The following is a 23,705-nucleotide window of genomic DNA, read 5'->3' as shown; positions in this document are numbered from 1 at the left end:
ATCCTCCACGGAGGTCTTCGCTCACCTCAACCGTTCACAACGTGTCGGGGAACTACAACTAGCCGCGTTGAGGACCGGGTCCCGGCACGCCATCTCGGGAATGCCCGTGGCGGCGTGTCGGGACCGGTCGACGAACTACTGGATGCCCTCCCGAATGAACTGCCACTGCTGGTTGTTCGCACCAGTAGACGGGTTCTGCTGCGCGGCGGCTCCGTTGGCCGTGGACGATCCGGCGATCTCCAGGACCTTGCCGCTGTTCGCGTTCGTCAGCGTCCAGTAGCCGTTGCTGGTCGTGAGATTCCAGTTCTGGGTGGCACTGCCCGTCGGGCCCCATTGACCGGCCTGGACGTTGTTCCCCGTCTGGGCGCCAGGGATCTCCAGCAGTTTGCCGCTGTTGTCGTTGAACAGCTGCGTGCTTCCGGTCACGGGATGGAAGTTCCAGATCTGAGTCGGATTGGCGGTGTCAGCCCACTGTCCGGCCAGTGCTCCGTCGGTGACGAGCGCGGAGGTGATCTCCAGGAGCTTCGCGCTGTTGCGGTTGACGATGCGGAACTGGGAGTCGAGTTGGGTGCTCGGCTGGTAGACCTGCAGCTGGTCGAGTTCGGCGAAGGAGGTGCCCTTCGTGAACGCGATAGTGTTCGCGCCGGCGTTCAGGGTGACGGTCTTCTGCGCCCACAGGAATCGGCCCCAGTCGACCGTCGCCGGATAGCTGATCGACGATGCCGCGCCTCCGTTGACGGACACATTGTGCGTGCTCGTCCCTCCGGTGCCGTTGTCGTACCGCACGTTGAGGGTGTACGAGCCCGCGCTCGGCACCCGCACCGTAAAGGTCACCGCGCTGGTGGAGAGGTTGATGTTGCCGACCTTGCTCCCGTTCGCCGCATTGACATCGGTCACCAGCGACGTGTCGGAGGTGCGGGTCGCCTTCTCGGCCTCGTACTGCTGAGCGTCCAGCGGGATCGAGCCGACGCGGATGTCGTTGTACGTCGTGCTGGCGTTCTCCACGTTGGTCGCCTGGTACAGCGTGCGACCGTCGACGCTGGTGTCGAAGCTCTGCGCGAAGCCCGAGAACGTGCCTCCTGCGCTGTCGGTGGAGTCGTAGGTCACCGCCATCGGCAACCGCTCCCACGGACCGGCGCCGAGGTTGTAGTTGACGTAGAAGTCCTGACCGCCGCTGATGTTGCCCGACGCGTCCAGCCCCCACTTCGACGCGACCACGACCATGCCCTTCGGACCGCCGGTGGGAACCCACTTGACGTAGGGGGAGGACCCGATGCCGCGGCCGTTGGCCAGGGCGATCTTCGTTCCGATGCTCGTCGTCGGCGACCAGGTGACTCCGTCCGGCGAGATCTTGAAGTAAACAGGCGCCGTGTTCGTCGTCCGGCTCGGACGGTTGACGACCTCGAAGGTGGCGAGATAACGACCGTCCGGGAGCTTGGTGACCGTGATCATGCCGGGCCGGTCGCTCTGGTTGTTCGGTGCGGAGACGTTGACCTCCGCACCCCAGGTGAGACCGCCGTCGCTGGATTCGCGATACGACACCGCCTGAAGGACGCCGCTCGCCTTCTGCCGCTCGTCGGAGAAGTAGGCGGCGAGCTTGCCGTTGCCGTCGACGATGAGCGACGGCTCCCACACCGTGGTGGTGGTGGAGGTCGGACTCGGGTCGTAGGTGGCGGGGCCGCCGGTGTCGATGGTGCTGAGGTACGACCAGGTGACGCCGTGGTCGCTGCTCTTGTAGACGACGAGGCGGCTGCTCGAGCGGTCGGTCGGCATGATCATGCCGGAGAGCAGGATCGTGCCTGCGGGGAGGCTTCCGACCTGCTGGGGCAGTTCGTAGAGGAACGGCTGCGCGGTACGCGTGAGTGTGGAGAAGTCGTTGTTCGGCACGACGTCGGTGAGGTGCGTCCACGTCGTGCCATTGTCGGTGCTCCGGTAGATGGGGTATACCTGCTTGCCGCCCACGAGGACGAGCTGGTCGTAGGTGACGAGCTGCGTCCCGTTGGCGGATCCGCTGTTCTTCAGAACGATGTTCTTGGCGTAGGTCGTTCCGGCCGCGCGGCCTCCCTCGGGGTTGAAGGAGGTGCCGGCCGCCGGCGAGTAGACCAGCGATCCATTCCCGGTCGTGACGGCGGCCGCGGGCGAGGCCACGAGGGCTGTCGCGATGAGAGCACTCGCAGCGGCCAGCGTCGCTGCGAGTGCTCGGAGGCGTCGCCGTGGCGACGATCCCGACGTGGTGCGTGATGGAAGCATCTTTGTTTCCTTTCTCACTGTCTCACCCGAGCGCGGGCGCGCACGGGCGTCACGACGTCGGATACGTCGTCACGGATTCGTCAGCAGGATCTCCGTCCAGGAGACCGCGGGCAGTTCCACGCGCAGGAGGTCGCCGTCGCGCGTGAACGGGAGGTCGGTGAGCGCGACCCGCTCCGGGTCCTCGCGGGTGTTGGCCGCGTCGATGTCCGGGTCGCTCAAGGTGCGCACTGTGACCTCCAGCTCGCCGGCACGGGCTCCGAGTGCGGTGAGGTCGACGACCAGCTCGGTCGGACCGTCGACGGCGCGGTTCACCGCGAACACCGCGTACGTGCCGGCCTCCTCGTCGTGGGTGGCGACCGCGTCGACGAGGGCGACCTCGCCGAACTTCTCCGTCCGGTAGGTGCCGGAGCTGACAGCCGCGTCGAGGGCGACGCCGCGGCCGTGGGCGGAGGTGGCGGCGAACGGGAAGAAGGTCGTCTGCCTCCACGCCGCACCGCCCGGCTCGGTCATGATGGGTGCGATCACGTTCACGAGCTGTGCGAGAGAGGCGCTGGTGACCCGGTCGGCGTGCTTCAGCATCGTGATCAGGAGGCTGCCGAACACGACGGCGTCGGCGACGCTGTAGGTGTCCTCCAGCAGCCGTGGGGCGATCGGCCAATTGTCGACGCCGGTGATGCGGTCGACGTTCTCGAACCGAGAGATGTACCAGATGTTCCACTCGTCGAACGAGATGTCGATGCTCTTGTCGCTGCCGCGCACGGCCTTGACGTGGTCCGCGGTGGCGATGACGCTCCTGATGAAGAAGTCCATGTCGACGCCCGATGCGAGGAAGCTGCCCAGGTCTCCGGTGTTCTCGTAGTAGGCGTGGCACGAGATGTACTCGACGTGCTCGTACGTCTCGGTCAGGGTGACGCGCTCCCACTCGCCGAAGGTCGGCATGGAGGAGCCCGAGGAGCCGCACACCACGAGTTCGAGGTCCGGGTCGTACGCCTTCATCGCGCCCGCGGTCTTGGCGGCCAGCCGGCCGTACTCCTCCGCCGTCGAGTGGCCCAGCTGCCACGGGCCGTCCATCTCGTTCCCCAGGCACCAGATGCGCACGTCGAACGGTTCGGTGCGCCCGTTGGCGATGCGCTGCTCCGACAGGGCAGTCCCGCCGCGGTGGTTCGCGTACTCCAGCAGGTCGAGGGCCTCCTGCACGCCGCGCGTGCCGAGATTGACCGCCAGCATCAGCTCGCTGCCGACCTTGTCGAGCCAGGCCTGGAACTCGTGCAGCCCGACCTCGTTCGTCTCGGTCGTGTGCCAGGCGAGGTCGAGGCGGCGGGGACGCTCACCGCGCGGACCGACCGAGTCCTCCCAGCGGAAGCCGGAGACGAAGTTGCCGCCGGGATAGCGGACCGCCGAGACGCCGAGCTCCTTGACCAGCTCGATGACGTCGGTGCGGAAGCCGTCCGCGTCGGCCGAGGGGTGTCCCGGCTCGTAGATGCCGTCGTACACCGCGCGGCCGAGGTGCTCGAGGAACGATCCGTAGAGCCGTGGGCTGATCGCCCCGATCGAGGCTGCGGGCTGGAGGGTGAGGCGGGCTGCGTGCATGTGATTCTTTCCGGTGAGTGGTGTAGGTGATGTGCAGTCAGTGAGCGGTCGGTGCGGAGGCCAGCCTGACGGCGTGCTCGCGGTAGCGGTCGGCGACGGGGTTCGGAACGCGGAGGAGGCCGTCTGGCGACTCCACGAGGTCGTGCAGCCCCATCGTGAGGAGGTGTTCGGAGCGTGGACGGTCGGTGTGCCGCCAGGTCCACTCGTACATGTCGAAGAGCGGCCACCAGGTGTAGCCGACGACGTCGACTCCGGCGGAGCGTGCCTGCTCGGTCACGGCCAGGGACGCGTCGAGCCACTCCACGCGTTCCGGCACCGTGCCGGTCACGCAGGTCTCGGTGACCATCACGGGTGCGCCGTACCGGGCGGCGAAGAGCTCCAGCGCCTCGCGCAGACCGTCTGCGCCGCGGTCGACGCTCGGTCGCGGGTCGGCGAAGCCGCCGCCGTGGTGCACTCCCGCCTCGAACAGCTCGGTCGAGTGGCGCGGGTAGTAGTTGACGCCCATCACATCGGGCTGCACCGCGTTGTCGCGGAACCACTGCAGTTCGACGTCTGGGAGGGAGGGCGAGAGTCGGTCGAGCAGCGGATGGGACGCGTCGACCCGTCCGGTGACGAGGTCCTCCACGAGGTGCACCTGGTGGCGGAGGCGCTCCGCCTCTTCGTGGTGCTCCGGAGCGACGTCGCCGCCGACGAAGCTCATCGCCGCGGCGACGTGCACGAAGGTCGCCTCCGGTCCGACCCGTTCCGCCAGCGCGCGTTGGCTGCGCACGAATCCGCGAGCGAGGTTGGCGGCGATGGTCGCGAATCCGGACGGCCCGGTGAGGTAGGGAGGCCAGTACCCGTACTCGCCCGAGAACAGCGCGTGGATGACCGGCTCGTTGACCGGCGTGAAGTCGAGGACGCGGTCGCCGTAGCGGTCGCCGAAGCGGGCGGCGTACTCCTCGACGTGGTGCGGGTAGTCGGCGTTCGCGAACTGGGCGTCGAGCCAGAGCGGTGTCCCGTAGTGCAGCAGGTCGACGATCGGGCGGAGTCCGGCCGCCAGCTGGGCGTCGACGGCACGGTCGGTCCAGTCCCACTCCCAGCGACCCGGCTCCGGCGTGACCCGGTACCACGGGACGCCCCAGCGCAGCAGCTCGGCGCCGACGCTGGCCGCGAGCGCGAAGTCGCCCTCGTACCGCTGGTAGTGCTCGGTGAGCTCGTACTCGTCGATCGCCCGTTCGCCGGGCCGCGACTGCGGCACGAACGTGTCCTCGATGCCGAGGCCCAGGTGCAGGCGGCCGTCCTCGAACCAGCGCGCGGCCGTCATTTCAGCCCCGTGGTCGCGACGCTCTCGATGAAGCGGCGCTGCATGACGAGGAACATGACGGCGAGCGGGAGGACCGCGATGAGGGAGCCGGCCATCATCGTGCCGTAGGGGATGATGCCGGTCGGGCCGGTGAGGAGCGTGAGGCCGGAGGTGATCGTCCCCATCTCGGGCGATGTCGTGAAGACCAGCGGCCAGAGCAGGTCGTTCCAGTTGTTGACGAAGGTGAAGATCGCGAGCGTGAGCAGCGCGGGCACCGCGTTGGGCAGCACGATGCTGCGGAAGATGCGGAACTCCCCCGCCCCGTCGATCCGCGCTGCGTTGTCGAGGTCGCGCGGGAGCGCGATGAAGAACTGCCGCAGGAAGAAGATGCCGAACGCGTCGGCGGCGCGCGGGATGATGAGTCCCGCGAACGTGTTCACCCAGCCCAGCTGGGCGACCAGCTGGTAGACGGGGATGAGCGTGGCCTGGAACGGGATCATCAGGCTGGCGACGATGACGATGAGCAGCACCCGGCTTCCGCGGAAGTCGATCCGCGCGAGAGCGTAGGCGGCGAGGGAGTCGAACACCAACGCGAAGACCGTGACCCCTCCGGCGAAGACCAGGCTGTTGACGAACAGCCGTCCGAACGGGAGGTCGTTGAAGATCTTCGCGAAGTTGTCGAGGGTCCAGGCGCCCGGCAGGAGGGTCGGCGGGAAGGCGTTGATCTCCGCGGCCGGCTTGAAGGCCGTCAGCACGATGACGATGACGGGCAGGAGAACGATCAGGGTCAGGAGGACGCCGGCGGCGAACAGGATCCAGCGCTCGGTCGAACGACGCAGTCGTGGCCGGGCCCGGGCGGCCTTGGCGCCGGGCGGGGCGGGCGGACGGAGTGCGGTGGTGGTCATGCGAGGTCCTTCTCCCGGCGCCCGAAGAAGCGGAACTGGACGAGGCTGAGGAGGAGCGTGGCCGCCAGCAGAACGTATGAGAGGGCGGTGGCCAGGCCGAGATCGAGCTTCTTGAAGCCCTCCTGGTAGATATCCATGACGACCGTCTGGGTCGAGCGGTACGGTCCGCCTCCGGTCATGACGTAGATCTGGTCGAAGGCTTGGAGCGCCGCGATCATCGCGAAGACGACGACGAACGCGAGCGTGTTGCTCAGTTGCGGGAGGGTGACGCTGACGAAGCGCCGCCAGGCTCCTGCGCCGTCGATCTTCGCCGCTTCGTAGAGCGATTCGGGGATCTCCTGCAGGCCAGCAATGAAGATCACCATGTAGAAGCCGAAGTTCTTCCAGATCGCCACCAGCACCACGGTGGGCATGGCGAGCACGGGATCCTGCAGCACGTTGCCGAGCTGGATGCCGACGGTGCGCAGCCAGTAGTTCAGGAGGCCGACCTGCGGATCGAGCAGGTAACTCCAGGCGAATGCCGCGACGGCGAGCGAGACGATGAACGGCAGGAAGAGTGCGGTGCGGAAGAAGCCGCGCGCGATCAGGCGCTTGTTCGTGAGCAGCAGGGCGAGGAGGAGGGCTGCGATCAGCGCCGTCGGCGTGAACATGACGGTGTAGACCGCGGTGTTCCCGAGTGTGGCCAGGATCTGCGGGTCGGTGAAGATCTGCACGTAGTTGTCGAAGCCGACCCAGCTCTCCACGCCGAACCCGCTGGCGTTCGTGAACGAGAGCCGGAGGGCCGAGAGCATCGGCCAGCCGACGAATGCGATGAGGATCACGAGGGCCGGCAGGAGGAACAGCAGCGCCATCCGCGCTCGGCCCCGGCCGGTGCTGCGGCGTCCGCCGAGCGGCGCGGGTGGCCGGTACGCACGCCGCGAACCGTCGCGCCTGGTGCGGGTGAGAGTTGTCATGGTGACTTCCGTCGAGGGGGCGGGCCGTCGCGGTGCGGCGGCCCGCCGTGCGTCACTTGCCGAGTGCCTGCTGGACCTTGGTGGAGGCGTCCTTCAGCAGTTGCTGCGGGTCGCCGCCGGCGAGAGCCTTCTGCGTGGCCTCGTCGACCGCGGCGAGGACGTCGGTGCTGTTGGCGATGCCGGGGAGCAGCGGCCGTGCGTCGCCCGCGATCTTCGTCAGCGACTCGACGACCGGGTTGGCCGAGACCGCGGAGGCCGGGATGTCGGTGCGCAGCGGAGGCCAGCCGGAGCCGAGCGACCACTTGGTAGCGACCTCCTTGGTGAAGAAGTAGTCGAAGAACTTCTTGGCCGCGGCCTGCTTGGCGGGGTCGGCCTGGGCCGTGATCGCCGCGGAGATGCCGATGGCGGACGACGCGGACGCCTTCGGGCCCGCGGGGATCGCGGCGATGCCGTAGTCGATCTTGTCGGCCGCGGCGACTCCCGCCATCCACGGTCCGCCGACCTCCATCGCGGCCTTGCCCGAGGAGAACAGCTTGTCGGATGCGACGCCGTCGAGGCCGGTCGGCGAGATCTTGTCCTGCGTGACCGCCTTCGCCCAGTAGCTCAGCGTCTCCTGGTTGGCGGATGAGTCGACGACCGACTTGCCGCCCGCGACGATGTCGCCGCCGTTGCCGTAGAACAGGCTCGCCCAGACGCCGTTGCCGACGGTCGCGTGGTCGGGCAGCGCCAGACCGTACTGTCCGGTGGAGGAGTCGGTGAGCTTCTTCGCGTCGGCGGCCCATTCGTCCCACGTGGTCGGGAAGGTGGTGATGCCGGCGTTCTGGAACAGCGTCTTGTTGTAGATTACTGAGAGCGGCACGAATCCGGTCGGGACGCCGTAGTAGGCGCCGTCGATCTTCTCCATCTCCACCGCCCGCGGGTTGAGGTTGGCGTTCTTGATGTCGCCGGAGTAGAAGTCGTCGAGCTTGGCGAACGCACCCTTGGACGCGTAGACGGGCAGCGTCTCAGCGGGCACGGCGACGATGTCCGGCCCCTTCTTCGCCGTCAGGGCGGGGAGCAGGGTGTCTCCGATGACCGCCCAGGTCTTGGTCGTGGTCTTGATGGTGATGTTCTTCTGCGACTTGTTGAAGTCGTCGACGATCGTGTCGAGGACCTTGCCGTCGGCCTCCGTGTAACCGTGCCAGTAGGTCAGCGTCACGGGGCCCGAGGTGTCGGAAGAACCCGATGTCGCGGAGCAGCCGGCCAGTGCCAGTGAGGCGCCGGCCACGACGGCGAACGTCGTGAGCAATTTCTTCATTGAATGCCTCTCGTGGGACCGATCCCCCATGCTGGATCGGATCGGGTTTACAACGATGCAATCTAACGTTGTAAATCGGATCATAGACGGCGGTCGGAGGTAATGCAAGGGCAGCGTCGGCGCATGTCCGCGGCAAAAGTTAGAAGAAGCACGTCAAGGACCGCTAATCGACGGAAACAGGAGGAATGTCAAAACTATGCCGAAACTGGTATAGTTTTGACATCCAAGGAGGCTCGGAGAATGACTGTGCGGACAGACCTTTGGGACGTTGCGACCGAACAATACGGATTTGTGACGACACGGGCTGCTCGCGAGCTCGGCGTACGCCCCGTCGAACTGGCGAAACTCGCCAACCGCCACCAGTTGCGTCACGTAACGCACGGTGTCTACCGTTTCGACCAGCTTCCCGTCACGGACCGTGACGAATACATGCTTGCCGTCCTTTGGACCGGCTCCGACCAAGCAGCGCTCAGCCATGAGACCACGCTTGCCGTGCATGAACTCTGCGAAGTCAACCCGGACCAAATCCATCTGACCGTGCCGCGGCAGAAGCGTATCCGTCGCGACGGAGGCGGAGGCTACATGCTCCACCAACAGGACCTGGAACCACGTCAGCTTGGATGGTGGGAAGGCATCCCGACCGTGACCCCTGCCACAGCCATCGACCAGTGCATCGACTACGGCACACCGAATTACCTGCTGACGACCGCTATCAAGACCGCCCGCAAACGAGGGGCAATCACTGAGATGGAAGCTGCGCGGTTGCGCCAGAAGCTCGGACGACGTCAATGAGCCGCATCGACCTGTCCACCCTCCCCGACAAAGACAGAACCCCCACGACGATCGCGGCCCTCAATGCATGGGTGAACCATGCTGCCAAAGCGCTTGGCATCGGCGACTCCGGCCGACTCTCCTGGCAGATCGCGTCAACAATCGTCGTCGCGGCAATGCAACGGGTGTCCGACCCGGAGCTTGGCGCGCTGTTCCTCCTCAAAGGTGGTGCGTTCCTCGAGCGCCGGCTGTCAGCGACCTCCCGATCCACTAAAGATGTGGACGCGATGTTCCGCGGCGAGGTGGACGCGTTCGTCCAGAAACTGGACGAAGCGTTCGCTGAACCGTGGGGACCTTTCACGTTGAGCCGATCCGAGATTGAGACCATCAACGTGCCGGTACGCCGGGTGAAACCGCGGCGCTTCGCTGTGCGCTTGGAGATCCGAGGCAGAGTCTGGCGGAAGATTCAAGTCGAAATCGCATTCGCAGACGGCGCAACACAACCCGACGTCGAATACGTCCCCGCAGACGACTTCGGCTTCTTCGGCCTCGAATCGGCCAACGAGTTGGTCACTATCTCGCTCGCGTATCAGGTAGCCCAGAAGCTGCACGCCTGCACCGACCCGCACGATCCGCCGACTCGGAGAAACGACAGCGTGCGAGACGTGCTCGACTTGCTGCTGATCAAGGAACAGCTTCTACTCGAAGGTGTCACCCTTGTTGAGGTGCGCAGCGCAGCTGAGACGGTGTTCGCGGGTCGGGCGGCGGAGGCGGAGTCGCTCGGGCTCGAGGGGCGGACGTGGCCGCCGGTGATCATCAGCAACGAGATTTGGGTCGCTGACTACCCACGCGCGGCAAGCCAGGCGGAGGTGACGTTGACACTCGACGAAGCGATCAAGGTGGTCAATGCCTGGATCGAGGAGATCGCCGCGGCTGCCTGAGCTGTCCGATCGCAGGTTCTTTGGGTCGGATCGACGTACCGCATCCTGACCCGGCGCATTAGCGGTTGCGAGTCTCGGCGGACCGAGTCCTCGAGGCTCATTGTCGCACCAGGAGCGCGATGACAATCGAGGCTGGCACCGAGGCTATCGCGAAAGCGCCGATGATGACGACGAGTCGGAGGGTAGATCCCCAGTCGCCTATCGCCGCGCGAATGGTGACCCACTTCTCTGCGCCCGATTTGTTCACTGGTGATCCCTCCTTTCTGTCTCGTCGTGGTGGGGGTCAGGCGCCTTCGCTTGCGGTGGCACGCGCGATGCGGCGTGCCTCGCCAGCAGTCTTGGCATTCTCTTGGGCTGCTTTGCGAGCTCCGTAGCCGTACTCCCCGGTGAGGGAGTACCAGTTCTTCTGAGTAATGCCCTTCGACACACAGGTACGGGAGAAATCGGACGTCCGCCCATTTGGGGGGCAGCGTGAAGGTTTTCACATGACTACGCTCGGGCCCAACCCGAGGAGCACCACTATGTCAGCTCACGAGAACCCCGAGCGGCCGACCGCCGAGACGGAATCAACAGGCGCGGGTGCGGTCGAAGCTGAAACTTCAGTTGATTCCGAGCAAAGTGGTGGTGAGGCACCCAATCCCCCAGACTCTGAGCTCAAGGACTCCGGTGACGAGGATGCCCGCTCAAGCGACGCGCACGCCGGAAAGACATAGATCTTCGCTCGAACGGTCGCGGTGCGGACCGCCGTGATCGCCGCGGCGGTAGTGCTGGTCGTCGGCGGCATCGCCGGGGCTGCCATTGGGTATGCCACACGGCCCGCGGTTGCAACCACGGTTGAATATAAGGCGATGCAGCACAAGCTGGCTCAACAGCTGTCGGACACGAAGTCCCAGCTTGCGATCTCGACGAACGACTTGGATACGGCGAACCAGCACATCTCCGACATCAAGGACCGCGAGGCCGCGCTGACTGCTGGGGAAGCGAAGCTCAAGGCAGATCAGGCGGCGCTCGACGCGCAAACGCAACAGGTGCAATCGACTCAGTTCAGCGATGGCATCCATGTGGTCGGATCGACGGTCACGCCCGGGGTGTACTCGATCAGCAGCGCTAGCGACTGCTACTACGCGTGGATGTCCGGCACCAGCTCCGACGCGAACATCATCGACAACAACATCGTCAACGGACCGGCCGTTGTCACGCTCAAGGCGGGGGACATCTTCGAAACCAGTAGCTGTGGCACGTGGACGAAGATCGGTTAACCCCGGTGCTGTGCGCTCACGACCGAGGGGTCTGCTGCACGGTTAGGTGACATCTGATCTGGCTTGCCCGTGGGGTGGGCCTGGAAGGATGTTGCTGTGCCCAAGCCTTACCCGACGGAGTTTCGTGACGATGTTGTCCGCGTCGCGAGGAACCGCGAGCCCGGAGTCACGATTGAGCAGATCGCGAAAGACTTCGGTGTCCACCCGATGACGTTGCAGAAATGGTTGCGCCGTGCGGACATCGACGAGGGGACCAAGCCCGGCCAGACCCGGCCCGAGGGTGGCGAACTCCGTGAGGCGCGGAAACGGATCCGGCTGCTGGAGCAGGAGAACGAGGTCCTGCGCCGGGCGGCGGCGTATCTGTCGCAGGCGAACCTGCCGGGAAAAGGTGGTACCCGCTCGTGATGGAGCTCGCCGGATCGGGTGTCCCCGTGACGGTGACGTGCCGGGTCCGGGGGCTCTCCCGCCAGCCCTACTACCGGTGGCTGGCAGACCCGATCACCACCAGCGAGGTCGTGGAGGCATATCGCGCGAACGCACTGTTCGACGCGCACCGTGATGACCCCGAGTTCGGGCACCGACTCCTCGCCGACGAAGCCCGCGACGCTGGGCAGGCGATGGCGGACCGGACCGCGTGGCGGATCGCGTCAGCCAACGGGTGGTGGAGTGCGTTCGGGAAGAAACGGGGGGCGCAACGGCAAGAAACCTGGCCCCGCCGTCCACGACGATCTCTGCACCGTCATCCACGAGGACGGACGCACACGACACGTGTTCACCGCCGACGGGCCGAACCAGCTCTGGCTGACCGACATCACCGAGCACAACACCGGTGAGGGCAAGCTCTACCTCTGCGCGATCAAAAACGTATTCGGCAACAAGATCGTCGGCTACTCCATCGACTCCAGAATGAAGTCGATCCTGGCCGTGAACGCCCTGAACAACGCCACCCAGATGCGGGGCGATGTCGCCGTCTGCGTGGTCCACAGCGATCGAGGATCCCTATTTCGGAGCAGGAAGTTCCTGCGGGCTCTGGCCCGACACCGCCTGGTCGGATCAATGGGCAGAGTCGCCTCCTGCGGCGATAACGCCGCAATGTAGAGCTTCTTCAGCCTCCTGCAAAAGAACGTCCTCAACCGCCGCTCTTGGACCACCCGCGACCAACTGCGGATCGCGATCGTGACCTGGATCGAACGGACCTACCACCGACGCCGACGCCAAGCCGCCCTCGGCCGTTTGACCCCCATCGAATTCGAGGCCATCATGAACATCCCAGCCGCACTGGCTGCGTGACTACAACAACCTGTCACCTAACCGTGCAGCAGACCCCTAGGTGTAGTTCCCCGTGAGGTTGTGAACGCGGGCTGAGGGGGACTATCTCAGTAACGGTGTTTCCGGCGGTTTTCATTTAGTAGGTCTCCGCGGCCGGCCAGCGGTCTGCGAAGGTGATGGCGAACGCGTTGAGAGCAGGTTTCCATCGCATCGTCCATCGGACTCGTCCCGCACCGGTCGGGTCGAGTGATCTGGTGACAAGATACAGGCACTTGAGCGCCGCCTGCTCTGTCGGGAAGTGTCCTCTGGCGCGCACCGCACGCCGGTATCGGGCGTTGAGGGACTCAATCGCGTTCGTCGAGCAGATCACCCGGCGAATCTCGATGTCGTAGTCCAGGAAGGGGATGAACTCCTCCCACGCGGACTCCCAGAGCCGGATAATCGCCGCGTATTTCTTGCCCCACTTCTGGTCGAGCTCTTCCAACGCGGCCCGAGCGGCGTTCGGGCTCGGAGCGGTATAGATCGGCTTCACATCGCGTTTGAGCGCATCCCAGTCCTTCTTCGACGCCAACCGGAACGTGTTCCGGATCAGGTGGATGATGCACGTCTGCACCGTCGTGAGTGGCCAGACGTTGCCGACAACCTCGGGCAACCCTTCAGACCATCGCAGACGAGGAAGAACGTGTCACGCACCCCACGATTCTTGATGTCGGTGAGGACACTCATCCAGAACTTCGCACCCTCACCGCCGGTCCCAGCCCAGAGTCCGAGGACGTCCTTCTCGCCAGCGAGGGTGACTCCGATCGCGGCATAGATCGGCCGGTTCGCGACCTGCCCGTCGCGGATCTTCACCACGATCGCATCGATGAAGATCGCCGCATAGACCTCCTCGAGCGGCCTGGCGGACCATTCGTTCATCTCGTCGATCACCTTGTCCGTGATCCTGGAGATCGTCTCCTTCGAGACCGAGGCACCATAGATCTGAGCGAAGTGCGCCGAGATCTCACCAGTGGTGAGCCCGTTTGCATACAACGACAGGACGATTTCCTCGACCCCGTTCAACCGACGTTGGCGCTTCTTCACGATCTTCGGCTCGAACGACCCATCGCGATCCCGCGGCACATCGATCGTGACCTGCCCGGTCGCTTCGGTCAGCACGGTCTTCGGCCGAGTCCCGTTGCGCACGTTTCCGCTCTCACGGTCGAGGTCAGCCCGGTTCTTCTCATGGCCGAGGTGCTCGGTCAGCTCCTCGTTCAGCGCGGTCTCGAGCACGTTCTTCGTGAACAGCTTCAGCAACCCGTCCGGGCCCGTCAGAGCCAGACCCTGCTCTTTGGCCAGCCGCACCAGCTCGGCCGCCGCAGCGGCCTCCGCGGAACGGTCATCATCATGGTGTTTCTTCGGACTCACAACATCCAGTGTCGTCGTCATCACGGCACCTTCCCCGCCACACATCACACGCAGCGCGTCAGGCCGGAAACACCGTTAAATCCACAGTCCCGGCTGAGGGGACGAGGCCGCCGATTCCGGTGTGGGGTCTGTGGTGATTGTAGTGATGGAGCCAGGTGTCGTAGGTTGCGGCTCTGGCTTCGTCGCTGAGGTAGGCGTGCGCGTAGGCCCACTCGGTGGCCAGGGTGCGGTTGAATCGTTCGACTTTCCCGTTGGTCTGCGGCCGGTAGGGGCGCGTGCGCCGGTGCTTGACTCTCGTGCCGAGAGCGTCGGCGAACAGTTTCGACCGGTAGCACGCACCGTTGTCGGTCATGACCGCGGTGACGGTGATCCCAGCGGCGGTGAAGAACGCGTTGGCGCGCAGCCAGAATCCGGCGGCGGTCTCTTTGCGCTCATCGTTCAGGATCTCCGAGTAGGCCAGCCTGGAGTGGTCATCGATAGCGGGATGCAGGAACGCATAGCCGCGGCCGCGGTGCCGGGACGGTGCTGCTGCCCGCCCCAGGACTCGGTGGCCACCACCATCGGGGATGCGGCCGAGCTTCTTGATATCGACATGGACCAGCTGGCCGGGGCGAGCGTGCTCATAACGGACAGCCCTCGGTTTGCGGATAGGGAGCCCGGTCGCTTGATCGAGGTGGTGCAGTAGCGGCATCCGATACCGGGCCAGCACCCTGCCCACGGTGGAACGGGGAACACCGAGGTGGTAGCTGATCCGATGCGGACCCCACCGCCACCTGAACCGCAACGCCACGATCCGGCGCTCCAACCGGGCCGGACACCGATTCGGGGACGAGTGCGGGCGGGAGGGTCGGTCGGTCATCGGCAAGCCTGCGCGTGCCCGATCGACCCACCGTTTCGCCGTCGCGGGCGAGCACTGGAACCGTTCCGCCACCCGCCGCAATGACCACCCGCGCTCCAGAACCAGCTCGACCAGCCGTCGACGCCCTTCCGGCGTCAACGGTGCATTAGCGTGAGTCACGAAGACCTCCGTTGGCTAGATGTGAGTGTGGTAACCCACATCCTCCACGGAGGCCTTCGCTCACCTCAACCGTTCACAACGTGTCGAGGAACTACACCTAGGACCACCAGCTTGGGCGCTATTTCGTCGGTGCTCGCCCGTGTCCGCTCCCTCCGACCCTTGTGCACAGAGCGTGTATCTCGACCCGCTTGCCATCGGGCCTCTGCCTCTCCCGCGATCAGCTCCTTCAGCGCGGTGATGGAGTACGAGGCGCTGGGCTTCTCAATCTCGTTTCGCCAAAGCAAAGAAGGTTGCCCTCTAGCCATCTCAGTCGACCTGCGATGCGACGCTAGCCATCGACGTCGTGTCGGGATCGCTTGATATTCCCACTGTCGGCGCTCGTGAGGAACTGGTCAGTTTCGCTCTTTGAGATCTGAACAGTTGTGTGTGGTTAGTTTGCCGCGTTTTCGGCGCGGACGGAGGGTAGCGTCTCGATCTCGGTGTTTCTGAGTCGATAGCTGGAGCCCTTCAAGGTGACGACTTCGGCGTGATGGACGATGCGGTCGATCATGGCCGCGGCGACGACCTGGTCGGAGAAGACGTCGCCCCAGCGGGCGAAGGGCATGTTGCTGGTTAGGATCAGCGACGCGTGTTCGTAACGGGATGAGACGAGTTGGAAGAACAGGTTCGCGGCGTCTTGCTCGATCGGGATGTAGCCGACCTCGTCGACGATGATCAGCCCGTAGCGGCGCAGCTTGGCCAGTTCGGCGCCGAGCTTGCCGACCGCGTGGGCCGCTTGCAGGCGGGTGACCCATTCGGTCGCGGTGCCGAACAGGACCCGGTGACCTTGGTGGGCGGCTCTGATGCCGAGCGCGATCGCCAGGTGCGTCTTCCCGGTTCCGGGCGGGCCGATCAGGACGACGTTCTGCCCGCCTGCGAGGAAGGCCCCGCCGGCCAGGTGAAGGATGGTGTCGCGTTTGAGCGCGGGTTGGTGATCGAGCACGTAGTCCTCGATCGTCTTGCGGGCGGGGAACCCGGCCGCTCGGATCCGTAGTTCGCTGCCGGAGGAGTCCCGGGCGGAGACTTCCCGGTCCAGGACGGCGGCTAGGTATTCTTCGTGGGACCAACCGGCGTCGCGGGCATGCTCGGCCAGCCGGGCGGCGTGCTCCTGGATGCGCGGCGCTTTCAGCGCCCGGGCGAGGTGGTCGATCTGCTTGATAGCGGTGGCGGTCATGCGGTGTGCTCCTCCTGGTCGAGGGTGATGCCGAAGAAGGCGTCGTAGTCGGCCAGATCCCGCAGGATCCCGGCATCCTCGATCGTCTTCGGGCGCGGTTGCTGGAACGCGGTTCGCAGCCGGCCGGCGTTGCTGACGTGTTCGGGGTCGGTGATGCGTCCGGCGCGTCCCCAGCTGCGGGGATGGTCGGCGACCAGCCGACCGGCGAGGCGGGCTTGGACCCGTTCCAGGTCGGCGCTGATATCGACCATCCGATCGATCACTGCCGGGTCGACGGAGTAGTCGTTGCCGAGGACGGGCGTGTAGTAGTCCCGGCCGACTCGGATCCGGTTGCGGAACCCGGCCTGCGGATCAACCGGCGGCAGGACAAGCATTGCCTTCCGGTCCAGCTCAATCAGCTGAGTCGGCCTGGCCTGCAGCGACCGAACCATCCGCTCGTTCGCTCTGACCAGCCAGGCCGCCAGCTGGGCGTTGAAGTCGTCGGGGTGCTCGAACTGCCGTCCGGGCATGAACGAGGTCTCCAAGTACTGGTTCGCGCGTTCGACGATGCCCTTGGACTCTGGGTCGAAGGGTTTGAGCTGAACGACCCGGGTGGCCAGAGTCCCGCAGAACCCAGCGACGCCTTCCGCGAGATGGTTCCGGCGGCCGATGCCGGCCTCGTTGTCCCAAACGAGCCGACGCGGAACCGCGCCCAACTGCTGGCTCAGCAGGAACCACATGCCCGCCAGCAGATCCGGTGTCCTGCGGGTCGGCAGCATCCGGGCGGTGATGAACCGTGAATACGAGGCCACCATCACCAACACCGGGAACGACGCCCACTGCCCCGTCCCGGTCGGAATCCGAACCGGCGGGAACCAGAGATCGCACTGGACCTGATCGCCCGGCGAGTAGTCCAACCGGTCGGCTGGGTCCTTCGGCGCATACTCCGGCCGCAGCAGCGCGACCCGCTTCCGGAACCACGACGGCGACCCCGCCCAACCGACCCGTTCAGCGATCACCGTCGCCGGCATCGTCGGGAACTCGGCCAGCAGCGACCGCACCCGCGGCTCGAACCCGTCGAAAGCGGACTGCCGGTCCGGTGTCTGGAACGTCGGCGGCGACTCCGACGCCAACGCCTTCAACACCGTCGTGCGCGAGATCCCGAGCTGTCTTGCGATCTGCGCCTTCGGAAACCCTTCCGCCAGATGCAACTGCCGAATCAACGCCCAATGTTCCAAGGAGATCACCCGTCCAATCGTGGAGTAGGTGTCCAGTTCTCAAAGAGCGAATGTGTTCAGTTCCTCACGAGCGCTGACACCCACTACGGCAGCCAGTCAACGTTTGGCTGCCCTGATCCCGGCCTTCCACTTCCGCTGGTGGGGTTCCCGCACAGTTAGGAGATCTGGCGCCACACTGTCCTCCTCGGCGACGAGTGCTCTAGCGCGGACGATCGCGCCCAGTGAGGCGGCGCCACACTCGTCTGAGGAATTCGAGGGATCGGCGCCCGCGACGAGCCTCGTAGTAGTCGCGGACCGCCTGTGCATCGCGCCGCTGAACGGCGGATTTCTCCTCCTCGGTGAAGGAGTACGACCAGACGACGCGGTTGTCGCGGATCCAGTAGTGGGACTGGCAGGGCAATTGCCACCGTCCGATCGACGGCGAGAGTGAGACTCGGCCATCGCGATTGGTGAGTTGCCATTTTGCCGGCTTCAGTGACGTAACCACGTGAGCGCCGCAGCCGCACGCGCAGAGGTGCGAAGCGGTGCGAAATCGCTCCGAAATGTAGAGGCGGCCTTCCTCGAGTTCTTCCGGGACGGTGGTGACGAACTCGGGTGTGAACTCGGACTGCCTCAAGGCAGGTCCCCGCTGAACAGATGGTTGCTCGCACTGACGTACGAGGAGTTGAGCTCCTGCTTTCGATCGACGTAGTACCCCACGAGCTTCTTCCATTTCAGGACGGCGAGCACTGCGTTGAGCATGTTCAGGTCGGCAGTTTGGATGTTCCAGTCGTACTCGTTGGCGTTCACGTCCGTGTAGGAGATGCGGCTGCCGAGGTGGTCGTACTTGCCCGGCAATGCTGTGGTTACTCGCATCGTTCCGGCGAGCGAATCGTCTTGTCGCCGGACCCCCATGCCGCAGTCGATGAAGCTTTTTCCCCACGCCTGCAGCTGGTCGACGATCTGCTTCTTGGCTGGTCCGGCGTCCATCGAGAGGAACACGAAGTCCATTTCTGACAGCTCGTCGATGTTCGTTGCGTCGAGTCGGACCGGATGCGGGGTCACGTCGCGTCGGATCGCGTCGTAGCGGCCGGCGAAGTAGTCGACCTTCTTCGGCATCGTCACGAGCTCCTCGAGAGTCGCCGCGCCGGGAGCCCGAAATGCGTTGTGGGCATAGAGCACGTCGTCGTCGAAGAGGTGGATCTCGCGTACAGGGGTCTTCGCGACGAGATCGAGGATGTACGAACCGGTGCCTCCGAGACCCACGATCGCCACCTTGCCGAGTTCGAGCTTGCTGGTGATGGCGCTCAGCCCTGAGCGGCTTGTGGCGGAGTCGTGATAGCGGAACACCGATTCCGTGGCGGTTGACTCCCGCGGCGGATAGTCCTTGTATGTCGCATCCGGCGAGATCGCTCGCGCGTACCTGCCGAGAATGTCGACGTAGTTCGCGAGCTTGTGGTGGTAGTCCCGTGGCATCTGGTTGTTCGGCTTGCCCGACAGCCTGCACGCAGCGGTCAGCCCCCCACCGAAACTCGTCGCTACTTCGTCGGCGATGATCGAGATCTTCCGGCCCTGATGGTCATATGGAATCCCACCGACAACCCACACCTCGTGACGACCGGGGGCGATCGCCTGCTCCCCGTTCGTCGACAAATCCGACACCAAGATGCAATAGTCGACGGTTCCGGCGCTCGTGACGTAGGGAACGTGATGCACGAGGAGGTCCGCACCGCGGATCTCGATGTCGTACCCCTCCTCCACGAGCCTCGCGAGGTCCGGGCTACGACCGACCAGTGTCATCGACGTCAAACTCGGTGTTCTGCTTGATTGTGACGGACTGCCCAGCGACGAGCTCACCCTCCTTGGGCTCCTTGCCGTGCTCGAAGCTCACGGCGTAGATGGTGCCTTCGACCGGCTGCGCGATGAAGAGGCGCACGACCTCTTCATAGGTGAGTACCTCGTGATCAACGACCTTTTCAACACCGTTGACGAACACCTTGTATGTCTTCACGTGATCTTCGTGAGCCACAGCGAATCTCCTTGCTGCTCCAGCTCTCTCGCCCTCAGCTCGAGTAACCGAGGATCTAACTGAAGCACCATCAAGCTACGCCCGACTACCGACGTTCGAGAGCCATCCCCAATCAAGGGCCTCGCTTCGGCCCCCTCGTCCACGTACATGGTCGGGGGCTTACAGCTGCAGATGAGAGGGCCGATTTGCAGGCGAGAGCCCCGTATCCTGGCCGGCCTTAGTGAGGCACGACCAAGTACGTGCACGCCGCACGCTGGCAGGCCGAGCGCTCGCTGAACAGGCCGGCACCACATTCGCTGCGGATGCGTTCTACGGTGGTTCGATCTCATTGGCACTGTTTCGATGACGACAGCGTCACGCCAATTGTGGTGCTCGACTATGCCAGCGGGTCTCCGTGGTGAACCGTAGGGCTTTTGTGGGGTTTTGGGCCAACTCTTGCAACCAGAAATAGCCTCTGACCGGCACATTTAATGGCGGAGACGGAGGGATTTGAACCCTCGGTCCCCTTACGGGGACTCCACCTTAGCAGGGTGGTGCACTAGGCCGAACTATGCGACGTCTCCTAAGCGCCCGCGAGCGGACGCACGACAGCCATCATAACGGACGTTCCGCACCCGTCCGGACACGGGTTTCTCAGGCTCCGACGCCCGTCGGGGTCGGGATGCTCTGGAGGACCACCGCCGTGATCAGGATGGCGAGCGCGACGCTCGCTAGCACCGCGATGACGGCCACGGCGATGCTCGCCCAGATCGGGGCGCTGCCGCGGCCTCCCGCCACCCGTCGCACGATCACCGAGCGGCCGATCGAGTAGACCTGCGGGAGGAGGAACGCCCAGGCCCAGTGGAACGGGCGCTCGACGCCGCGGCCTACCAGCTCGCGGTAGTCGAGCCAGGCCGAGACGATGATGGCGGCGTAGGTGATGCAGCCGAGGAGGATGCTGACCAGGTACGCGGGCGTGTAGAGGGGCCACCAGGTTCATCGTCGGGTGTTGCGGGTCCGAGAGGAGGCCGTGCATGAACTCGGACGTCACGCCGATCGGGTTCCAGGCGAAGGTCAGCACCACGCTCACCAGCGGCAGCAACACCACCAGCCAGATCCACACCGTGTACACCGGAATCTCCGGCGGGAGCGGGCGTCGGGTCGGGATGGGATGGCCGGTCCGGCCTCCGCCGACCTGCGCTGTCCACTGCGCCCCGTCCCACCAGCGCAGCGGCGCCTGCCGATACGGGTCGGGGTACCAGCCGGGAACAGCGCGCGTATTCGGGTCTGTCAGGACGCTGCCTCCACCATCAGAAGTACCCCAGTATCTCGTCGACCGCCTGCCGGGCGTCGCCGAAGAGCATCCGCGCGTTCTCCCGGTAGAACAGCGGGTTCGGCACGCCCGCGTACCCGGCTGCCATCGAGCGCTTGAACACCACGACCTGGCTGGCCTCCCACACGCGCAGCACCGGCATGCCCGCGATCGGGCTCGCCGGGTCCTCGGCGGCCGCCGGGTTGACGGTGTCGTTCGCGCCGATGACGAGCACGACGTCGGTTCTCGACAGGTCGTCGTTGATCTCGTCCATCTCGAGCACGATGTCGTAGGGCACGCGCGCCTCGGCGAGCAGCACGTTCATGTGCCCGGGGAGGCGGCCGGCGACCGGGTGGATGCCGAACCGCACCTCCACGCCGCTCTCGCGCAGCTTCTTCACGAGCTCGGCGACCGGGTACTGGGCTTGCGCGACGGCCATCCCATAGCCGGGGGTGATCACCACCGAGGTGGCGTTCTTCAGCAGTTCCGCGGTCTGTTCGGCGGAGACCTCCTGGTACTCGCCCTGCTCCTCGGCTCCGGAGGCCGCGGGCGCCTCGATGCCGAAGCCTCCCGCGATCACCGACAGGAACGACCGGTTCATCGCCTTGCACATGATGTACGACAGGTAGGCACCGGACGAGCCCACGAGCGCGCCCGTGACGATCAGGAGGTCGTTGTCGAGCAGGAACCCGGAGGCGGCGGCCGCCCAGCCCGAGTAACTGTTGAGCATGGAGACGACGACGGGCATGTCGCCTCCTCCGATCGACGCCACCAGGTGCACACCGAGCGCGAGGGCGACCAGCGTCACCGCGGCCAGCAGCCACAGTTCGGGCGTGACGACGTACCAGACGGCGAGCGCCGCGAACACGACCAGAGCGCCGACATTGAGCACGTTCTTGCCCGGCAGCATGAGGGGTTTCGACGAGATGCGAGCCGACAGCTTCAGGTAGGCGACGATCGAGCCGGTGAACGTCACAGCGCCGATGAAGATGCCGATGACCACCTCGGCGCTGTGCACTCCGGCGAGCGCGCCGGGAAGATGCGGATGCGACAGATAGCCGTTCCAGCCGACGATCACCGCGGCCAGGCCGACGAAACTGTGCAGCAGGGCGATCAGCTGCGGCATCCCGGTCATCTGCACGACACGTGCCCGCCACAGCCCGATGGTCGCGCCGATCAGCACAGCGATGGCCATCAGCACCAGTCCGGACGGCGCGGGCGCGTTCTCCGCAGTTAGCCAGATCGTCGCCGCGAGCGCGATGACCATGCCGGCGATCCCGTAGAGCACGCCGCCCCGGGAGGTCTCGTGCCGGGAAAGCCCGGCGAGGCTGAGGATGAAGAGGACGGCGGCGACCAGGTAGGCGGCGTTCGCCACGGCGACCGCGGTCACCGGCCGGCCCCGCCCCGCCCGACCCTGCCCCCGCCGCCCGGCTTCGGCTCGGCCCTGAGCGGCCCGACGCTGTCGCTGCGTGAGAACATCGCGAGCATCCGCCGGGTCACCGCGAAGCCTCCGAAGACGTTGATGGAGGCCACGAGCACCGCGACCGCAGCGAGCACCTGCACGGTCAGGTCGGGCGTGGTGATCTGCACGATCGCGCCGACCAGAATGATGCCCGAGATGGCGTTGGTGACGCTCATCAGTGGCGTGTGCAGGGCGTGGTGCACGTTGCCGATCACGTAGAACCCGATGACGGTCGCGAGCACGAGCACAGTCACGTGCCGCGGGAGCGGGTCGGGCGAGAAGGCGGTCAGCAGGAACAGCACGGCCAGCCCGACCGCGGTGAGCACGGCCCGCCGCACGGGCGTCAGCCACGGTTCCTTCGGCGCCGGCGCAGCGACAGGGGCGGGCGCTGCGGGCGCCAGTGCCGTCGAGACCTGCACGGGAGGCGGCGGCCACGTCGTCACTCCGTCGCGCACCACGGTGACCGAGCGCTGCACGACGTCGTCGAAGTCGAGCGTCAGCAGGCCGTCCTTGTGCGGTGTCAACAGGGTCAGGAGGCTGACCAGGTTGTTCCCGTACAGCTGCGACGACTGGGTCGGCAGCCGCGACGGGAGGTCCGTGTAGCCGAGGATAATCACGCCGCCGTCGGTCACGACCCGCTCCCCCGCGACCGACCCGGCGACGTTGCCGCCCTGGGCCGCGGCCATGTCGACGATGACCGATCCGGGCCGCATGCTCGCGACGTCCTCTGCGGTCAGCAGCTTGGGCGCCGGGCGGCCGGGGATGAGGGCGGTCGTGATCACGATGTCGACCTCCCGCGCCTGCTCGGAGTAGATCTCGGCGGCGCGACGATCGTAGGCCTCGCTGGTCTGCGTGGCGTAGCCGTCGGCGGACTGCAGCTGGCTGTTCGCGTCCCCGGCGACCTCCACAGCCAAGTACTCGCCGCCGATCGAGCGCACCTGGTCGGCGACCTCCGGGCGGGGGTCGGTGGCGCGAACGATCGCGCCCATGCTGGAGGCGGCGCCGATCGCGGCGAGACCGGCCACCCCGGCGCCGACGACGAGCACCGTCGCCGGCGGCACCTTGCCGGCGGCGGTGACCTGACCGGTGAAGAAGCGGCCGAACTCGTGGGCGGCCTCCACGACCGCGCGGTAGCCGGAGATGTTCGCCATCGAGCTGAGCACGTCCATCGACTGCGCCCGTGAGATGCGTGGCACGGCGTCGAGTGCGAGCGCAGTGATCCCCCGCTGCGAGAGGGCGGCCAGGAGGTCGGGGCGGAGCGCGGGGCTGAGCAGCGCGATGAGCGTGGCGCCGTCGGCGAGCAGGGCGATCTCGTCGTCAACGGGAGGTGCGACCCTGAGCACGATGTCGGCGCCCCACGCGTCGTCGCGCGTGACGATGCGGGCACCTGCTGCGGCGAAGGCCTCGTCGGTGAAGGCGGCGCGCACGCCGGCGCCGCGCTCCACGACGACGTCGTAGCCCAGGGAGACGAGCTTCTTCACAGAACTCGGGCTGGACGAGACGCGGGCTTCGCCCGGACGTTCAGCGACGATGCCGACTGTCGACACCTGGCCTCCCTGCCTTTTGATC

General features: G+C 65.8%; 18 protein-coding genes, 1 tRNA gene and 3 pseudogenes. 4 read left to right on the top strand and 18 right to left on the bottom strand.

The genetic code is table 11. The features are described from left to right. Positions 1–135: 135 nt before the first annotated feature. From ACPPVW_RS08865 to ACPPVW_RS08840, 6 genes are all read right to left on the bottom strand, one after another. Entirely contained in the window at positions 136–2,250 is a 2,115-nt protein-coding gene (locus ACPPVW_RS08865) for an RICIN domain-containing protein (protein ID WP_426626118.1), read from the bottom strand. Between the two features lie 69 nt (positions 2,251–2,319). Beyond that, a complete protein-coding gene (locus ACPPVW_RS08860; protein ID WP_426626117.1) occupies positions 2,320–3,840 on the bottom strand; it encodes an alpha-N-arabinofuranosidase in 1,521 nt (506 codons plus the stop codon). A 37-nt stretch (positions 3,841–3,877) separates the two neighbouring features. Next, on the bottom strand, positions 3,878–5,146 hold the full coding sequence (locus ACPPVW_RS08855; protein ID WP_426626116.1) for a family 1 glycosylhydrolase: 1,269 nt from the start codon (positions 5,144–5,146) through the stop codon (positions 3,878–3,880). Continuing rightward, complete coding sequence (locus ACPPVW_RS08850) at positions 5,143–6,030, bottom strand: carbohydrate ABC transporter permease (protein ID WP_426626115.1); 888 nt, start codon at positions 6,028–6,030, stop codon at positions 5,143–5,145. Before ACPPVW_RS08850 ends, ACPPVW_RS08855 begins: the two co-directional genes overlap by 4 nt. Then, positions 6,027–6,983: a carbohydrate ABC transporter permease gene (locus ACPPVW_RS08845; RefSeq protein WP_426626114.1), complete on the bottom strand. Its 957-nt coding sequence runs from the start codon at positions 6,981–6,983 to the stop codon at positions 6,027–6,029. Before ACPPVW_RS08845 ends, ACPPVW_RS08850 begins: the two co-directional genes overlap by 4 nt. A gap of 52 nt (positions 6,984–7,035) precedes the next feature. Continuing rightward, positions 7,036–8,280 carry an ABC transporter substrate-binding protein gene (locus ACPPVW_RS08840; RefSeq protein ID WP_426626113.1) on the bottom strand — a complete coding sequence of 415 codons (1,245 nt, stop codon included), beginning with the start codon at positions 8,278–8,280 and terminating at the stop codon, positions 7,036–7,038. 240 nt (positions 8,281–8,520) lie between these two features. Between ACPPVW_RS08840 and ACPPVW_RS08835 the strand changes: the two genes are divergently transcribed. The 4 genes and pseudogenes from ACPPVW_RS08835 to ACPPVW_RS08820 all read left to right on the top strand — a co-directional run bounded on the left by ACPPVW_RS08835 (position 8,521) and on the right by ACPPVW_RS08820 (position 12,541). After that, on the top strand, positions 8,521–9,072 hold the full coding sequence (locus ACPPVW_RS08835) for a type IV toxin-antitoxin system AbiEi family antitoxin domain-containing protein (protein ID WP_426626112.1): 552 nt from the start codon (positions 8,521–8,523) through the stop codon (positions 9,070–9,072). Then, complete coding sequence (locus ACPPVW_RS08830) at positions 9,069–9,992, top strand: nucleotidyl transferase AbiEii/AbiGii toxin family protein (RefSeq protein ID WP_426626111.1); 924 nt, start codon at positions 9,069–9,071, stop codon at positions 9,990–9,992. The genes ACPPVW_RS08835 and ACPPVW_RS08830 overlap by 4 nt, the downstream gene beginning before the upstream one ends. 734 nt (positions 9,993–10,726) lie before the next feature. Next, positions 10,727–11,251 (top strand): hypothetical protein, encoded by a 525-nt coding sequence (locus ACPPVW_RS08825; RefSeq protein WP_426626110.1) that lies wholly within the window; start codon positions 10,727–10,729, stop codon positions 11,249–11,251. A gap of 96 nt (positions 11,252–11,347) precedes the next feature. Continuing rightward, positions 11,348–12,541: pseudogene (locus tag ACPPVW_RS08820) on the top strand (IS3 family transposase). Positions 12,542–12,656: 115 nt separating this feature from the next. Here the strand turns inward: ACPPVW_RS08820 and ACPPVW_RS08815 are convergent. The 12 genes and pseudogenes from ACPPVW_RS08815 to ACPPVW_RS08760 form a co-directional block, all read right to left on the bottom strand. Next, positions 12,657–13,948, bottom strand: a pseudogene (locus tag ACPPVW_RS08815) (IS256 family transposase). A gap of 37 nt (positions 13,949–13,985) precedes the next feature. After that, positions 13,986–14,945 carry an IS481 family transposase gene (locus tag ACPPVW_RS08810; RefSeq protein ID WP_426626109.1) on the bottom strand — a complete coding sequence of 320 codons (960 nt, stop codon included), beginning with the start codon at positions 14,943–14,945 and terminating at the stop codon, positions 13,986–13,988. 430 nt (positions 14,946–15,375) lie between these two features. Next, positions 15,376–16,158, bottom strand: coding sequence for an IS21-like element helper ATPase IstB (gene istB, locus ACPPVW_RS08805; protein WP_426626108.1), 783 nt, complete (start codon positions 16,156–16,158; stop codon positions 15,376–15,378). Then, entirely contained in the window at positions 16,155–17,384 is a 1,230-nt protein-coding gene (gene istA, locus ACPPVW_RS08800; protein ID WP_426626107.1) for an IS21 family transposase, read from the bottom strand. Before istA ends, istB begins: the two co-directional genes overlap by 4 nt. 190 nt (positions 17,385–17,574) lie before the next feature. Further along, a complete protein-coding gene (locus ACPPVW_RS08795; RefSeq protein ID WP_426626106.1) occupies positions 17,575–17,991 on the bottom strand; it encodes a DUF6527 family protein in 417 nt (138 codons plus the stop codon). Then, positions 17,988–19,154, bottom strand: coding sequence for a ThiF family adenylyltransferase (locus ACPPVW_RS08790; RefSeq protein ID WP_426626275.1), 1,167 nt, complete (start codon positions 19,152–19,154; stop codon positions 17,988–17,990). Before ACPPVW_RS08790 ends, ACPPVW_RS08795 begins: the two co-directional genes overlap by 4 nt. Continuing rightward, entirely contained in the window at positions 19,135–19,383 is a 249-nt protein-coding gene (locus ACPPVW_RS08785; RefSeq protein WP_426626105.1) for a multiubiquitin domain-containing protein, read from the bottom strand. Before ACPPVW_RS08785 ends, ACPPVW_RS08790 begins: the two co-directional genes overlap by 20 nt. Positions 19,384–19,854: 471 nt before the next feature. Next, positions 19,855–19,946 (bottom strand) — tRNA-Ser (locus ACPPVW_RS08780). 70 nt (positions 19,947–20,016) lie between these two features. Next, positions 20,017–20,160 (bottom strand): hypothetical protein, encoded by a 144-nt coding sequence (locus tag ACPPVW_RS08775; RefSeq protein WP_426626104.1) that lies wholly within the window; start codon positions 20,158–20,160, stop codon positions 20,017–20,019. A 403-nt stretch (positions 20,161–20,563) separates the two neighbouring features. Next, positions 20,564–20,656: pseudogene (locus ACPPVW_RS08770) on the bottom strand (DUF2510 domain-containing protein); the annotation flags it as partial. Between the two features lie 16 nt (positions 20,657–20,672). Next, positions 20,673–22,064: a Re/Si-specific NAD(P)(+) transhydrogenase subunit beta gene (gene pntB, locus ACPPVW_RS08765; RefSeq protein WP_426626103.1), complete on the bottom strand. Its 1,392-nt coding sequence runs from the start codon at positions 22,062–22,064 to the stop codon at positions 20,673–20,675. After that, complete coding sequence (locus ACPPVW_RS08760; RefSeq protein WP_426626102.1) at positions 22,061–23,683, bottom strand: Re/Si-specific NAD(P)(+) transhydrogenase subunit alpha; 1,623 nt, start codon at positions 23,681–23,683, stop codon at positions 22,061–22,063. Before ACPPVW_RS08760 ends, pntB begins: the two co-directional genes overlap by 4 nt. Positions 23,684–23,705: the final 22 nt, after the last annotated feature.

The sequence above is a fragment of the Leifsonia sp. McL0607 genome, from assembly GCF_049993355.1.
In the GTDB taxonomy this organism is placed as follows: domain Bacteria; phylum Actinomycetota; class Actinomycetes; order Actinomycetales; family Microbacteriaceae; genus Leifsonia.
Note: the sequence above shows the minus strand (reverse complement) of the source record. Positions and strands in the feature narration are given on the sequence as shown.